Here is a 13,021-nt window from a genome sequence, read left to right on the forward strand (position 1 = left end):
CAGGGTGAAGCGGTGCAGACAATGACCGCGGACCTGTCGCGACTCACCGGATTACGTTCAGGTAAGAGTTCGTTTTATCCGCAGTACCGCGGTGCGGCCGAGCGCCTCGAACGCGTCGTACATGCGTTGGAATTGATCTCGCGGGCTTTGGTGCGAACCGTCGAGGGACCGGAAACCCTCGTCTGTGCGGTGGCGGAAGCTGCCCGTGCTCATCTGAGTGCCAACTGGATAGTCTTCGCCTTGGCCGACGGAACATTGCCCGACGCCGGACCACGGCGATTGGTTCTCGGCCCGGACGCTACCCCTTTTCTGGTCGACAACGTCGAGGGGCCACCACTTCCGGAGGACGTCGTCGAATGCCTCGACGACATCCGGTGCGGAAGAATCGAATCCAACTCGGTGATCGACGCTCACTATGCGTTTGTGCCGATCGTACTCGGCGGCGGTGTGGTCGGCGCCTTTGCTGCCTGGACGCCGGCCAACCGGACGCTCGATACGACGGACGGAGCCGTGCTCAGCATTCTGGCCAGCCAGACTGCTGTGGCCCTGCAGAACTCGGCGCTCTACCAGCGCGGACAACTACTGCTCGAACGAGCCGAAGACGCATATGCGGAGGCCAATCGCACTGCAGCCGACCTCGCGGTGCGCAACAGCGAATTGGAGTCCACGCAGCGTCAACTCGGAGTGGCTCACCGGCACCAGGTGGTCGACGACGAACGGCACCGGATCGCCCGCGAACTTCACGACAGCGTGACACAGGCTGTGTTGTCGGCCGGCATGCAGATCGAGGTCTGCCGGAGCGACATCCCGGAGGCGGAACGCAGTGAAAGACTGGACTTGGCAAAGGATTTGACCAGGCGGGCGGTCGAGCAGCTTCGCTCGGCGATCTACGCGCTCAATCATTCCTCGGACGCGGACCGGACGTCGCTGCCCGAGATGCTCGAGCAGCTCGGCGTGGTTCACATGCCGGACGGGTTGGCGGTCAGCGTTCGCGTCGGCGGCACCCCGACCGAGCTTCCAGGCGATGCCGAACACGCTCTTCTGCGGATCGCGGGGGAGGCGCTGTTCAATGTTGCGGTGCATGCCCATGCGAGTCGAGCGGTCCTGCGGTTGACCTATCGAGCGGATACGGTGCTGCTGTCGGTTTCCGACGACGGTGACGGCGACCCTGCGCGGATGCGTCTGATCCTCAAACTCGCAGCCACCAACGACGTCGACGGCCGTCATCGCGGACTGGCGAACATGCAGACACGAACTCTCGAGTTGGGTGGTGCGCTCGAAGTTCGGCGCGCGCGGATCGGTGGAATTCAGATTCTCGTGCGACTGCCACTACCACTGCCACAGGCACTTCCGCTCCAGGCGGATGTCGACAATCTTTGCTCCACCACTGAAATCGAGAGCGAGGAATCATGACCACTGCGCGTCCCGTCATCACCCGCGGAGCATCGCCGGTTCAGGGATTGGTTCGAATCGTCCTGGTCGACGACCATGCAATTTTGCGGCAAGGGCTCCGCTCGGTTCTCGAGCGCGAAAGCGACCTCGAGATCGTGGGGGAGGCTTCGTCTCTCGCCGAGGCGCTTGCCGTGGTCGACAAGGTGGGCCCGGACATCGTCTTGATGGATCTGAAACTATCCGCCAGTTCCGACTACGAGGGACTGACCCTTTGTGGCCAGTTGTCTACGGCGCATCCCGGGCTCGGACTGTTGGTTCTCACCACCTTTCTCGACGATCAACTGGTGGTGCGAGCGGTACACGCGGGCGCTCGCGGCTATGTCGTCAAAGACGTCGACACCACCGAATTGGTGCGTGCGATCAGGGCTGTCTCGCGGGGTGAGAGTGCGTTCGATTCTCGCAGCGCATCGGCTGTCGTCAGATCGCTCAACGGGCAGTCGTCATCCAAAGAACGACTGACCGATCGTGAACTCGAAGTACTGAGACTGCTCGCAAACGGCTTGTCCAACATCAAGATCGGTGAGCGATTGTTCATCTCGCCGACCACGGTCAAGTTCCACGTCAGCAACATCATGCGCAAACTCGAGGTGAGTCGGCGAGCAGAGGCCGTCTACGCCGCGAGTAAGCAAGGTCTGATCTAGCTCCGCTCGGAGACCGCCCAGGCGCGCAGCGCCTGATGCTGTACGAGGAGCACGCTCGATCGAGTTGTGCGCAGAGTCGACGCGGTCATCTCGGCAGTCAGACCCACTGCGATTCGCAATACCAGGACCTCACGTTGGTCGTCGGTGAGGCGACGTGGGCGTTTGAATTGTCCGTCGATGTTGCGTGACTGGGGAATTGACGCAATCCGTTGCGAGGCCAACTCGTAGGCGAAGTTCTCGATGCGTGTGTCGGCCGAGATCGTTTCGGACATTCGTGTGACGACGTCCAGGGTGCATTGATGGGCGAGATCGTCGGCGAATGTTGCGACAGGCGTCCCGAGAAGCCTGGCGCGATAGTAGAGAACGACGCGAGGGTGCAATCGGGCCAGGAGTTTCGACAGTGCGTGATGATCGCCGGCGAATGCCCCGGCGGCGTTGCGGTTCAAGGAAATCGATTGTTCACAGGTTTCGGGTGAAGCGGTTCGTGCGGAGGGTGGCGTCGGTGAAGTCTTCGCGCCCCTGATCGACAGCTTCATCAACAACTCCTCGGGTACAGCGCACCTCATCATGCTGGAACGAGAATTGAGGTACCCCACCGAAAATGCGGGTAAACCTGAAGTTACCTTCCAGGTGTCCGGTCTTTTCGCTGGGAGCGCCAGTCCGCGAGCATGCGCGGCATTTCCGCGGCCATGAAGTCGAAGAAGTCGCGCAGATCTTCCATGCGATCGCCGGCCGTAGTGCCTTCACCGAGGACCCGAATGCCCTCGTCCGCAACTGCCGAGACCTGGTAGAGGGACGATTGTTTCGTGACAAACGCGTCGGCCCACATGTCGACGCTGACGCAGTAGTGCTGACGCCTCGATCCGGGGACGGCCACTCGCTCGATCAATCCGACTTGCTGGAGGTATCTGACTGCTCCGGAAATGGCGGCGGGGCTCACTCCCAACCGAGATCCGAGATCTCCTGGCGTGGACGAGGGTGTCTCGCTGGTCATCAACGCGGCCCACACGCGGGCAGGCATCGGCGGAAAACCCATGTCGCTCAGAACGAGTGAGAGTCGTTCGACAAAATGTCGGCTCTCGTCCGGTGCAACGGTGTGGCTGGTGTCGGTCATCGGAACCCTTCGATCTTTTCTTCTTTTCTATCTTCACACATTTGTGAAATCGGCGTACGGTCAAATTCATGGGTGCGGCAATTTCAGTGAAAAGCCTCGTCAAGACCTTCGGTACCACCCGCGCGCTGGACGGCCTCGACCTCGAAGTCTCAGCAGGTGAAGTGCACGGATTCCTGGGACCGAACGGCTCTGGAAAGTCGACCACTATTCGGGTGCTCCTCGGCCTGCTCCGCTCGGACTCCGGAGACGCAACTGTTCTCGGCGGCGATCCGTGGCGAGACGCTGTTACCTTGCATCGACGTCTCGCTTACGTGCCTGGCGACGTGAATCTGTGGCCCAACCTCACCGGCGGGGAGGCTATCGATCTGTTGGCGGGTCTGCGCGGTGGCTTGGACCGAAAACGCCGCAGCGAGTTGCTCGATCGCTTCGAACTTGACCCGACCAAGAAGGCGCGGACGTACTCGAAAGGTAATCGGCAGAAGGTTGCACTCGTGGCGGCGTTTTCGTCCGACGTCGACCTTTACGTACTCGACGAACCGACATCGGGGCTCGACCCGTTGATGGAAGCGGTGTTTCAGGACTGCGTCGAGGAGGTGGCTCACGCCGGAAAGACGGTCTTGCTGTCGAGCCATATCCTCGCCGAGGTCGAAGCGCTGTGCGATCGCGTGAGCATCATCCGCGACGGGCGGACGGTGGAAGAGGGAACGCTGTCCGAACTCAGGCATCTCACGCGCACGTCCATCTCGGCGGAGACACAGCGCCAGATCGGCGGACTCGACGGGCTCGGCGGGGTCCACGACGCGGTGATCGACGGTAACCACGTCACCTGCGAAGTCGACAGCGCGCAACTCGGACCACTCATGACGTACTTGGTCGGATTCGGAATCGTGGCGCTCACTTCCACTCCGCCGACACTCGAAGAACTCTTCTTGCGTCATTACGGTGACGAGCGCGCCAGGGAGACTTCGGTCCACCTGCGAGCCGAGACCGGTGTACGGCCATGACCGTTGTTGTCGAGGCCGCTCCACCGGTACCTGCCTCGGCAAGTCAATTCACCGGCACACGCCGACTGGTCCGGTTGGCTTTGCGACGGGACCGAATTCAGCTTTCGGTGTGGGTCATCTCGATCGTCTTGTTCATGCTGCTAGTCGTCGCCAGTGTGACCGGGCTGTACTCGACACCCGAGGAATTACGAAACATCGCAGTCAGTTCCGCAGTATCGCCGGTGGCGCTGGCGACCAACGGAATCGTGTCCGGCGATTCGCAGGGCGCGATAGTCGCCAGTCAGTCGGTGCTCGTGTTCGCGTTGGTGGCGGCATTGATGAGCACCCTTGCGGTGGTTCGTCATACACGACAGAACGAGGAGACCGGCCGTGCCGAGATGATCGGTGCTGCGGTGGTGGGTCGGCGAGCGCTTCTGACGTCCGCACTGATTGTCACGGTCGGTGCGAACGTGGTTCTGACACTGGGAATTGCCCTGGGATCGATCGCCGTCGGTTTGCCTGTCGTTGGTTCGCTCGCGTTGGGTGCTTCGATAGGTGGGACCGGAATCGCGTTTGCCGGTGTGGCGGCGGTGACTGCGCAGATCACCGACGGTGCTCGTACGGCCAACGGTCTGGCGGGTGCCGCGATCGGTGTTGCCTTCATGCTGCGCGCGATCGGCGACGTGAACAGTACGGTCGTCGACGACGGAACTCGCGTGGTGAGCGGTTGGTTGTCGTGGCTTTCGCCGATCGGATGGGCGCAACAGATCAGACCTTTCGACGACGACGCCTGGTGGATCCTGCTGTTGCTGATCGGATTTGCGGTTGTGCACGTGGTGGTGGCGTTTGTTCTCATCGGCCATCGCGATCAGGGAGCGGGGCTCGTGCAGCCCCGGCCCGGCCCGCCGACCGCAGCATCGTGGTTGCCGTCGGCTTGGGGCCTGGCGTGGCGCATGCAGCGAATGACGATGTTCTGGTGGATCTTTGCCGTTGTCATTCTCGGGTTCGCCTACGGCGCTGTGGGCAACGAGATCGACGCGATGGTGGGATCGTCGCAGCAGACCGCGGAGATGTTCGAGAAACTTGGTGGCGGCGGTACGGATCTGGTGGATTCGTACTTGGCCACTGCTCTCGGTCTCACCTCGATTGTCATCGCGGCATATTCGGTCCAGAGTCTTCTCCGGATGCGGGGTGAGGAAACATCGGGACGGCTCGAACCGTTGCTGGCAACCTCTTTGTCGCGGTGGAGGTGGATGCTTTCCCACCTGGGTATGGTTGTGGGTGGGGTGATCCTCGCGCACGTCTTGATGGGTGCCTTCACCGGATTTGCCTTCGGGCTCGTCACGGACGACATCGGCGGCAACACACTTCGCATGACAGGCGCTGCCTTGGCCTATCTACCCGCGGTGCTTGTAGTCGTGGGGTTGGTGTCGTTGGCTTTCGGACTGTTTCCGACCTACGCGTCGGCGCTCTCCTGGGGAATCTTGGCGGCATGCATCGTGCTCGGGCAACTCGGAACGTTGCTGAAGCTTCCACAGTTAGTGCTGGATCTGTCACCCTTCACCCACGTGCCGGGTGCCCCCGCCGAGCCAGTGACAGTTCTACCGCTGCTGGCAATGATCGTTGTGGCAGTAGTGCTTTCGACAGCATCGCTTGTTGCGTTCCGTCGTCGCGACCTCCAGGGGTAGTAGGGCTGAACTCAATTGGGAGTTCAACCCAGAATTCGACGAAGCTGGCGAGCCCGAGCAGCGAGCCGTCCGGTCGAGTCGAATAGTTCGGATTCGTCAACACAGAGAGTGTCTGTCGCCCAGGCGGTCCCGTGGCGTAGGCGATACCACGGTGACAGTGATTGGGGATCTGCCGTGAGGTGCTCCGGTGTGAAATGCGCGGTGAACTCGATAGTGGGTATAGCCACGGGCATCGTCAGTGTCGCGAACAATCCGGGCGGAAGCGCGTCGAGAAGGACCGCGGCGCGCTCTTGGGCCGTGAAATCGAGGTCTGTGAGCAATCGGATCCAGACGTCGAATTCCGGGGAGTCGCCACCGGCGAACGGCCTCGCGGAATTGATCGGCCGGATGTCGAGGTGCTGGGAGAACGGCACAAAATCCACCGGGATCTCCAGCGGCGGCAGGGTTGACGGGTCGGCCGGAGTCGGTGCGGCGACAGGGGCGGACATCGTTGTGCCTCCTGTGTCGCGGGCTAGCCGAACGAGAGCGGATCCCGAACCGGTCAGCGTGACGTGGCAACTGACGGTCCGCCCGCCCCGCATATCGTCGACAGTCAGCTCGGCCGGCCCCGGAGGGACGGGGCGGTCCAGGTGCGCCGTGACTGCCAGAGGTTCGGCTCCGGACGCGTCGGCAGCCACTCGCAGCATCCGTGCAACGGCGAGTCCGCCCTGAATGCCGTCGAAACTCCGCCAGCTGGAGTCGAATTCGGTGTGATGACACGCTGCGTCGGTCGACGGCGCTACCGTCGCGGACGCCTGACTATTGGTTGCCATAGTCAGCACCCTAGATGCTGACTATGGCTATGGCAAGCTAGGGTCTACTCGGGAGTGCTGGACGACCCACCGAAGACCATGTAGATGAGGATCTGAAGAATGCCGAGAGGATTGATCTCGCCGAGGCTGCTCATGTGTGAGGAACTCCTGTTTGCGGGGATGGGTACTGTTGCGTCGCAACGTCACTGAAAGTACGGCAATTCAGACAATGCGGTGCGGAATTTACCGATAATTCACTGTCCGCGAGTCGGGCGACAGTGCAGGTAGGCGTCAGTGACTACGTCGAGAACGCGATTGCCGTCTGCATCGACCAATTTCGCTGTGATGGTGACCAATCCCCGCGCGCGATTGTCGAACACGACGTTGTCGACGGTGACCTTTCCGCTCAGGGTGTCACCGGGGCGAAGTGGACGTAGGAAGCTCACGTCGCGCATGGACTTTCCGGCGATCACGTTCCACTGGTCGTAGAGACTGTCGACCACCAACTTCTGGCAGATCGACAGGGTGTGCAGCCCGCTGGCGATCAACCCGCCGAAGACCCCGGACCCGGCGGCTTCCTTGTCGATGTGAAACCACTGGGGATCCCACTGGGTTGCGAACTCGACGATCTCCTCTTCGGTCACCGAATACGAGCCCAATGGGATCACTTGGCCGATCTCGAGATCTTCGGCGAACACTGTGCGTTGGTGAAGGGCGGCCGAATCATTCATGTCTGTGTGAATCTCCTGCGTGTTCCGGGTGTACTCGGAACATACTCCACGCAGTGCGTTCGGCTCCTTCGCAAGTCCTTGTCCAGGGTCACTAGAATCGTCACATGGTTGACGACGCGAAGATCGAGCCGAGGGCGCTGGCAGGAACGTGGCACTTCGAGCGCGACATCGTCGACCGCCTTTCCGGTTCCACCAAGCATGTCTTCGGCGAGACCACTATCTCCGACGCCGGTGACGGTCGGATGCGCTGGTACGAGAGTGGCACTCTGCGTGACGGCGATCTGGAATTGCCAGTGTTCCGCACTCTGTTCATTGCAAAGCGCGGCCTCGAATGGGCCGTGACATTCGAAGACGGCAGAGAGTTCCACGACTGGGCGCCGGGGGAGGAAGTCGAGCACCTGTGCGGTGCGGACACCTACCGCGGGCGAATCGACGTCACTGCAGTAGATGGATCGGCTTGGGCGGTCGTCTGGACCGTGACGGGGCCGAGCAAGAACTACACGATGACCACGCATCTCACCCGGCCCTGATCGCAGCGATCACCAGTTATTCGACGCCGATCGTCACCTCGGTGGACTTCACGAATACCGTTGCGGCTTGGCCTGGTTCGAGGTCGAGATCCAGTGCGGCATCGCGGGTGATCGACGAAGTCACGATCTGGTTGCCGCCGTCCAACTTCACCTTGACCGTTGCCATGACGGTGCCGAGGTTGACCTCGGTGATGGTGCCGGTGAGTTGATTTCGTGTGGACAGTCGCATCTCTGAAACTCCTGTGCTCTGGGGTGGGTGTACTTCGACCATAATCCGATGGTCGCGTATCTACCCAGCGATTCCGCAGGTGCGGACATGCGGGCACCGCAGGTGCGCGAATATTGTCGGGCGGTGGAGGTAGATTCCGGTCATGACTGAACCCGTGAAAGGCCCGGCGTCGTATTTTCCGTCGATCGAGAAGAAATACGGTCGGCCGATCGGTGAGTGGCAAGAGCTGATCAAAAGCTCAGACCTCACCAAGCACATGGAATTGGTGAATTGGTTGAAGTCGGAGCACGGGATGGGGCATGGGCACGCGAATGCACTTGTCGCCCATACGCTGAAAGAAGGTTAGTTCTTTTCAGGCGGCCGATGCGTCCAGCACCAACCAGCCGCCGTGATGCTCGAATACCTCGAACGGCACACCGGTCTGCCGGCCGACCGCACGCAGTGACTCGAGATCGAACGTACGGATGTGGCCGTGGCACGCGGTGGCTTCGTCTTCGAAGGGGACGGCTATGACGACCCGTTGACGTGCGATTCGGAGTGCCTGCGCGATCACGGCTTCGCCGACCGAGTCGTCGACGTGCTCGAGGAGATGAATTGCGGTGACGGTGTCGGCGCTGTTGTCCGGTGCCGGTACTTCACCCGCGTCGCAGATCACCGTGTCGATCGTGATGCCGAGTTCGGGGGCTACCGCGTCGAGCAGGATCATCGTTCCGGGCAGGATGTCCGTGGCGGTCACGTCCATTCCGGCGCGCGCGAGCCGCAGGGGCAGGAAACCGAAGCAGGAACCCAGATCGAGTACGGAACCGCGAACCAGTTCTTCGGCTTTGTCGTGAATCGGCGCGAAATCTGCAGTGCCGTCCAGTAGTTCGGCAAGGGAGTTCCGGTAGTAGGTGGTCCAGGATTCGAGAGCGCCGTCCACGGTGGACCGAACCAGTCCGACCATCGTCAACTCGAATTCGTCCTGACCGAACTCCGCGTCCTGGATCGACGAGGTGACTCCGGCTACGAGTCGCTCGCTCAGATCGGCGGGAGTGAGGGAGTGCCTGACGTGGAGTCTGCCGCCTCGACGATCGAGCGAGATCGGACCGGAATCGACACGTTCGACGGTGACATGCCCGAACGACCACAAGCCCGGCGTCGACGGTGCCAGTGAATCCAGGACCGGTTCGTTCGTGATGGTGGACATGATCGCCTTTCTCAGGTGGTGATGCCGGTCCGCAAGGACTGCGTACCTGTTTTCAAGAGTTCCGGTAGCTCGAGTGAATCGTCGGTGAGCCACTGTTCGTACGCCGACATGGCGACCCCGAGCAGAAGATAGCCGACCGTGCGTGGGCCGTGATCGGTCGGCTCGAGATTCATTCGGCGTGCGACGTAGTCGGCGACCACCTGCCGCCAACCTTCGTACATCACCACAGAGTATGCCTGAAGCGTCGGAACTTCGAGGATCAATTCCATCCGTTTGCGATGTACCGCAGTCTCTTCCGGCGGGAAGGTGTTGAACGTCAACAATGCGGATTCGAGTGCGTCGACCAACGGTATGTCAGCGGGCAGTGAATCCAGGTGCTCGCGCATCTCGTCGAGATGTCCGTCGAAGTCGCCCCAGGGGACGGCGTTCTTGGACGGAAAGTAGCGAAAGAAAGTCCGGCGCGCGATGCCGGCGGCGTCGGCTATCTGGTCGACGCTCACCTCGTTGAAGCCGACGGTGGAGAACAGTTCGATGCCGATCGTGCTGATTCCCTCCCTCGTTGTGGAGGGGCGACGACCTATCCGAGCGGACGGTTTCTTGCGGCTACGCATACTTTTTTCGCTCCATGTGTGTCATTCTGCACTCGATGCCATTACAGTGGTGAACCGAGTCACAGTGAAGTCCCACTAGTGACCACCAACTCCCAGGTTGGAAGTCTGATCTACAGACTTCCAGACGGAGTGCGACCGCAGGAGGAATCCATGTCAGATCGTGACAACAAGGCGCTCGAGAACGACCTCGTCGAGGAGTCCCTCGTTGAGGAAGTTTCCATCGACGGCATGTGCGGCGTGTACTGACCGTGTCTGCTTTGGATCTCGATGCGGGGTGGAAACTCCACCCGCAGGTAGCGCTTCGCCCCGAACCTTTCGGGGCGTTGCTCTACCACTTCGGAACGCGCAAGCTGTCGTTCCTGAAGAACACGACCATCGTTGCGGTGGTCAAGGCGTTGCCAGACCATCCTGATGTCAGGTCCGCACTACGTGCGCAAGGCATCGAAGATGACGCGGCTCCCCAATATGCCCGCGCGCTGAGCACTCTCGCCGATTCGCACATGATCGTGCCTGTCTGAGCCAGACGCTCGCCCCCACGTGCGGAACAGCCCTTCTGCACGTTCGCCCGCTTCATTTCTTCGCGAGGACACAGCCATGACCTCAGTTCTTGAACAGCCCTCTCCGCCCGCCAAGGTGGGTCGCCTCGTCGATCAGTTCGAACTCGGACTCGACGCCCCCATCTGCCTGACGTGGGAACTCACCTACGCCTGCAACCTGTCCTGCGTGCACTGCCTTTCGTCGTCGGGTCGCCGTGACCCCAACGAGCTGAGCACCGAACAGTGCAAGTCCATCATCGACGAGCTGCAACGTATGCAGGTCTTCTACGTCAACATCGGTGGCGGCGAGCCGACGGTACGCTCCGACTTCTGGGAGCTCGTCGATTACGCAACGGACCACCAGGTTGGCGTGAAGTTCTCCACCAACGGCGTGAAGATCGACAAGAAGGTCGCGGCACGGCTTGCGGCCAGTGACTACGTCGACGTGCAGATTTCCATCGACGGTGCCACCGCTGAGGTCAATGACGCTGTGCGCGGGCCTGGTTCGTTCGCAATGGCCGAGCGGGCTCTCGCGAACCTGAAGGAAGCCGGCTTCAAGGACGCCAAGATTTCGGTGGTCGTCACGCGGCACAACGTCAGTCAGCTCGACGAGTTCAAGGCTCTCGCGGACAAGTACGACGCGACCCTGCGCATCACTCGACTGCGCCCTTCGGGCCGCGGCGCCGACGTGTGGGACGACCTGCACCCACGCCCGGAGCAGCAGCGTGAGCTCTACAACTGGTTGGTGGCCAACGGCGAAGGCGTCCTGACGGGCGACTCGTTCTTCCACCTCTCCGCGTTCGGCGATGCACTGCCCGGTCTCAATCTCTGTGGCGCGGGCCGCGTCGTGTGCCTGATCGACCCGGTCGGTGACGTGTACGCATGCCCGTTCGCGATTCACGAGCAGTTCCTCGCCGGAAACATCGTGAAAGACGGTGGATTCCAGGAAGTCTGGCAGCACTCGGACCTGTTCGAGGAGCTGCGCTCGCCGCAGACCGGTGGCGCCTGCAGCAAGTGCAATCACTACGACTCCTGCCGGGGTGGCTGCATGGCAGCCAAGTTCTTCACCGGACTGCCGATGGACGGACCTGACCCCGAATGCGTCATCGGTAACGGTGAAATGGCATTGGCGTCGGCGGGAGAGGTCCCGAAGTCCAGCGTCGACCACTCCCGTTCCGGTCAACGTAAGACCCCACGTGCATCGGTGCCACTGACACTGATGATGCGTCCGCCCGCCAAGATTTGTGACGAAAACCCGCTTGCGGGAATGCAGTAACTACTGCGCGATACCGACAGTGCGGCGAAAGCTGCACCCCAGAGAGGTCAGTTCAATGGCTAAGAATGCTTTCTTCGAGACGGTGGCAGAAGCACAGCGCCGTGCGAAGAAGAGGTTGCCCAAGTCCGTGTACGCGGCGTTGGTGGCGGGATCCGAGAAAGGGCTGACGGTCGACGACAACGTCGCGGCATTCAGCGAACTGGGTTTCGCTCCTCACGCTGCGGGACTGTCGGACAAGCGCGAGATGTCCACCACCATTATGGGCCAGGACATTTCGTTGCCCGTCATGATTTCACCGACAGGTGTGCAGGCAGTGCACCCCGACGGTGAGGTAGCGGTAGCTCGTGCAGCTGCAGCACGGGGAACAGCCATCGGACTGAGTTCTTTCGCCAGCAAGTCCATCGAAGAAGTTGCCGCGGCCAACCCGCAGGTCTTCTTCCAGATGTATTGGGTCGGCAGCCGCGACGTGCTCCTGCAGCGTATGGAGCGCGCTCGCGCTGCCGGTGCCAAGGGCCTGATCATCACCACCGACTGGTCCTTCTCGTACGGTCGCGACTGGGGCAGCCCGTCCATCCCCGAAAAGATGGACCTCAAGGCGATGTTCCAGTTCGCTCCCGAGGGCATCATGCGCCCGAAGTGGTTGCTGGAGTTCGCCAAGACCGGCAAGATCCCCGACCTGACAACACCCAACCTCGCGGCTCCCGGCCAGCCGGCACCGACGTTCTTCGGCGCGTACGGCGAGTGGATGCAGACCCCGCTTCCGACTTGGGAAGACATCGCCTGGCTTCGTGAGCAGTGGGGTGGACCGTTCATGCTCAAGGGCATCATGCGCATCGACGACGCCAAGCGAGCTGTCGACGCCGGTGTCTCCGCTATCTCGGTCTCCAACCACGGTGGTAACAACCTCGACGGCACCCCGGCGCCGATCCGCGTGCTCCCGGGCATTGCCGAGGCCGTGGGCGATCAGGTGGAAGTTGTTCTCGACGGCGGCATTCGACGCGGCGGCGACGTCGTCAAGGCGCTAGCACTCGGAGCCAAGGCCGTCATGCTCGGGCGCGCCTACCTGTGGGGTCTCTCGGCAAACGGCCAGGCCGGTGTCGAGAACGTGCTCGACCTGATGCGGATGGGCATCGACTCGGGGCTGATGGGCCTTGGCCACTCGTCCATCACCGAACTGAGCCCGGCAGACCTGGTGATCCCGGAAGGCTTCACACGCTCACTGGGCGCCAGCTGAGATTGCGGTTCCGATAGAG

Annotated in this window: 17 protein-coding genes; 10 read left to right on the top strand and 7 right to left on the bottom strand. The window is 61.6% G+C overall.

Translation table 11 applies throughout. The annotated features are described in order from the left end of the window. Window positions 1–21: 21 nt before the first annotated feature. Both ACKAMS_RS02125 and ACKAMS_RS02130 read left to right on the top strand, forming a co-directional pair. Window positions 22–1,413, top strand: a complete 1,392-nt coding sequence (locus tag ACKAMS_RS02125) for a MadS family sensor histidine kinase (RefSeq protein WP_408988533.1) — start codon at window positions 22–24, stop codon at window positions 1,411–1,413. After that, window positions 1,410–2,093 (top strand): MadR family response regulator transcription factor, encoded by a 684-nt coding sequence (locus ACKAMS_RS02130; protein ID WP_019744264.1) that lies wholly within the window; start codon window positions 1,410–1,412, stop codon window positions 2,091–2,093. The genes ACKAMS_RS02125 and ACKAMS_RS02130 overlap by 4 nt, the downstream gene beginning before the upstream one ends. On the opposite strand, the gene ACKAMS_RS02135 is transcribed toward ACKAMS_RS02130, so the two are convergent. Together ACKAMS_RS02135 and ACKAMS_RS02140 are read right to left on the bottom strand one after the other, a co-directional pair. After that, the gene (locus ACKAMS_RS02135; protein ID WP_041815731.1) at window positions 2,090–2,629 is read right to left on the bottom strand and encodes an RNA polymerase subunit sigma; all 540 of its coding nucleotides are present in this window, start codon (window positions 2,627–2,629) and stop codon (window positions 2,090–2,092) included. The genes ACKAMS_RS02130 and ACKAMS_RS02135 overlap by 4 nt on opposite strands. An 83-nt stretch (window positions 2,630–2,712) precedes the next feature. Further along, on the bottom strand, window positions 2,713–3,207 hold the full coding sequence (locus ACKAMS_RS02140) for a GbsR/MarR family transcriptional regulator (protein WP_019744262.1): 495 nt from the start codon (window positions 3,205–3,207) through the stop codon (window positions 2,713–2,715). A 68-nt stretch (window positions 3,208–3,275) separates the two neighbouring features. Here ACKAMS_RS02140 and ACKAMS_RS02145 point away from each other — a divergent pair, with 68 nt between their 5' ends. Both ACKAMS_RS02145 and ACKAMS_RS02150 read left to right on the top strand, forming a co-directional pair. After that, a complete protein-coding gene (locus ACKAMS_RS02145; RefSeq protein WP_020968998.1) occupies window positions 3,276–4,211 on the top strand; it encodes an ABC transporter ATP-binding protein in 936 nt (311 codons plus the stop codon). Further along, window positions 4,208–5,878, top strand: coding sequence for an ABC transporter permease (locus tag ACKAMS_RS02150; RefSeq protein ID WP_020968999.1), 1,671 nt, complete (start codon window positions 4,208–4,210; stop codon window positions 5,876–5,878). The genes ACKAMS_RS02145 and ACKAMS_RS02150 overlap by 4 nt, the downstream gene beginning before the upstream one ends. Before the next feature lie 23 nt (window positions 5,879–5,901). Here the strand turns inward: ACKAMS_RS02150 and ACKAMS_RS02155 are convergent, their stop codons facing one another. Further along, on the bottom strand, window positions 5,902–6,690 hold the full coding sequence (locus ACKAMS_RS02155) for a thioesterase family protein (RefSeq protein ID WP_019744259.1): 789 nt from the start codon (window positions 6,688–6,690) through the stop codon (window positions 5,902–5,904). A gap of 233 nt (window positions 6,691–6,923) precedes the next feature. Beyond that, complete coding sequence (locus ACKAMS_RS02160; RefSeq protein ID WP_019744257.1) at window positions 6,924–7,400, bottom strand: MaoC/PaaZ C-terminal domain-containing protein; 477 nt, start codon at window positions 7,398–7,400, stop codon at window positions 6,924–6,926. 104 nt (window positions 7,401–7,504) lie between these two features. Here ACKAMS_RS02160 and ACKAMS_RS02165 point away from each other — a divergent pair, with 104 nt between their 5' ends. Beyond that, complete coding sequence (locus ACKAMS_RS02165) at window positions 7,505–7,930, top strand: DUF6314 family protein (protein WP_019744256.1); 426 nt, start codon at window positions 7,505–7,507, stop codon at window positions 7,928–7,930. A gap of 16 nt (window positions 7,931–7,946) precedes the next feature. Here the strand turns inward: ACKAMS_RS02165 and ACKAMS_RS02170 are convergent, their stop codons facing one another. Further along, the gene (locus ACKAMS_RS02170) at window positions 7,947–8,159 is read right to left on the bottom strand and encodes a molybdopterin-binding protein (RefSeq protein WP_003942061.1); all 213 of its coding nucleotides are present in this window, start codon (window positions 8,157–8,159) and stop codon (window positions 7,947–7,949) included. 142 nt (window positions 8,160–8,301) lie between these two features. On the opposite strand from ACKAMS_RS02170, the gene ACKAMS_RS02175 reads away from it, so the two are divergent. Next, the gene (locus tag ACKAMS_RS02175) at window positions 8,302–8,505 is read left to right on the top strand and encodes a DUF4287 domain-containing protein (protein ID WP_019744255.1); all 204 of its coding nucleotides are present in this window, start codon (window positions 8,302–8,304) and stop codon (window positions 8,503–8,505) included. Window positions 8,506–8,511: 6 nt separating this feature from the next. Here the strand turns inward: ACKAMS_RS02175 and mftM are convergent, their stop codons facing one another. Both mftM and mftR read right to left on the bottom strand, forming a co-directional pair. Then, a complete protein-coding gene (gene mftM, locus ACKAMS_RS02180) occupies window positions 8,512–9,345 on the bottom strand; it encodes a mycofactocin oligosaccharide methyltransferase MftM (protein WP_019744254.1) in 834 nt (277 codons plus the stop codon). 11 nt (window positions 9,346–9,356) lie between these two features. Continuing rightward, complete coding sequence (gene mftR, locus ACKAMS_RS02185) at window positions 9,357–9,956, bottom strand: mycofactocin system transcriptional regulator (protein WP_019744253.1); 600 nt, start codon at window positions 9,954–9,956, stop codon at window positions 9,357–9,359. 150 nt (window positions 9,957–10,106) lie between these two features. Between mftR and mftA the strand changes: the two genes are divergently transcribed. From mftA to mftD, 4 genes are all read left to right on the top strand, one after another. Continuing rightward, on the top strand, window positions 10,107–10,202 hold the full coding sequence (mftA, locus tag ACKAMS_RS02190) for a mycofactocin precursor MftA (RefSeq protein WP_063836238.1): 96 nt from the start codon (window positions 10,107–10,109) through the stop codon (window positions 10,200–10,202). Next, the gene (gene mftB, locus ACKAMS_RS02195) at window positions 10,187–10,474 is read left to right on the top strand and encodes a mycofactocin biosynthesis chaperone MftB (RefSeq protein WP_007728309.1); all 288 of its coding nucleotides are present in this window, start codon (window positions 10,187–10,189) and stop codon (window positions 10,472–10,474) included. The genes mftA and mftB overlap by 16 nt, the downstream gene beginning before the upstream one ends. A gap of 76 nt (window positions 10,475–10,550) precedes the next feature. Further along, entirely contained in the window at window positions 10,551–11,768 is a 1,218-nt protein-coding gene (gene mftC / locus ACKAMS_RS02200; RefSeq protein ID WP_003942089.1) for a mycofactocin radical SAM maturase, read from the top strand. 55 nt (window positions 11,769–11,823) lie between these two features. After that, complete coding sequence (gene mftD / locus ACKAMS_RS02205) at window positions 11,824–13,002, top strand: pre-mycofactocin synthase MftD (RefSeq protein ID WP_020906858.1); 1,179 nt, start codon at window positions 11,824–11,826, stop codon at window positions 13,000–13,002. Window positions 13,003–13,021 lie beyond the last annotated feature (19 nt).

Origin of the sequence: Rhodococcus sp. 5A-K4 (assembly GCF_046097995.1) — a bacterium.
Classification (GTDB): domain Bacteria; phylum Actinomycetota; class Actinomycetes; order Mycobacteriales; family Mycobacteriaceae; genus Rhodococcus_F; species Rhodococcus_F erythropolis.

Coding starts and splice junctions, on each gene's coding strand:
- ACKAMS_RS02125 (WP_408988533.1), top strand. CDS start 22: ATGACCGCGGACCTGTCGCGACTCACCGGATTACGTTCAGGTAAGAGT.
- ACKAMS_RS02130 (WP_019744264.1), top strand. CDS start 1,410: ATGACCACTGCGCGTCCCGTCATCACCCGCGGAGCATCGCCGGTTCAG.
- ACKAMS_RS02135 (WP_041815731.1), bottom strand. CDS start 2,629: ATGAAGCTGTCGATCAGGGGCGCGAAGACTTCACCGACGCCACCCTCC.
- ACKAMS_RS02140 (WP_019744262.1), bottom strand. CDS start 3,207: ATGACCGACACCAGCCACACCGTTGCACCGGACGAGAGCCGACATTTT.
- ACKAMS_RS02145 (WP_020968998.1), top strand. CDS start 3,276: ATGGGTGCGGCAATTTCAGTGAAAAGCCTCGTCAAGACCTTCGGTACC.
- ACKAMS_RS02150 (WP_020968999.1), top strand. CDS start 4,208: ATGACCGTTGTTGTCGAGGCCGCTCCACCGGTACCTGCCTCGGCAAGT.
- ACKAMS_RS02155 (WP_019744259.1), bottom strand. CDS start 6,690: ATGGCAACCAATAGTCAGGCGTCCGCGACGGTAGCGCCGTCGACCGAC.
- ACKAMS_RS02160 (WP_019744257.1), bottom strand. CDS start 7,400: ATGAATGATTCGGCCGCCCTTCACCAACGCACAGTGTTCGCCGAAGAT.
- ACKAMS_RS02165 (WP_019744256.1), top strand. CDS start 7,505: ATGGTTGACGACGCGAAGATCGAGCCGAGGGCGCTGGCAGGAACGTGG.
- ACKAMS_RS02170 (WP_003942061.1), bottom strand. CDS start 8,159: ATGCGACTGTCCACACGAAATCAACTCACCGGCACCATCACCGAGGTC.
- ACKAMS_RS02175 (WP_019744255.1), top strand. CDS start 8,302: ATGACTGAACCCGTGAAAGGCCCGGCGTCGTATTTTCCGTCGATCGAG.
- mftM (WP_019744254.1), bottom strand. CDS start 9,345: ATGTCCACCATCACGAACGAACCGGTCCTGGATTCACTGGCACCGTCG.
- mftR (WP_019744253.1), bottom strand. CDS start 9,956: ATGCGTAGCCGCAAGAAACCGTCCGCTCGGATAGGTCGTCGCCCCTCC.
- mftA (WP_063836238.1), top strand. CDS start 10,107: ATGTCAGATCGTGACAACAAGGCGCTCGAGAACGACCTCGTCGAGGAG.
- mftC (WP_003942089.1), top strand. CDS start 10,551: ATGACCTCAGTTCTTGAACAGCCCTCTCCGCCCGCCAAGGTGGGTCGC.
- mftD (WP_020906858.1), top strand. CDS start 11,824: ATGGCTAAGAATGCTTTCTTCGAGACGGTGGCAGAAGCACAGCGCCGT.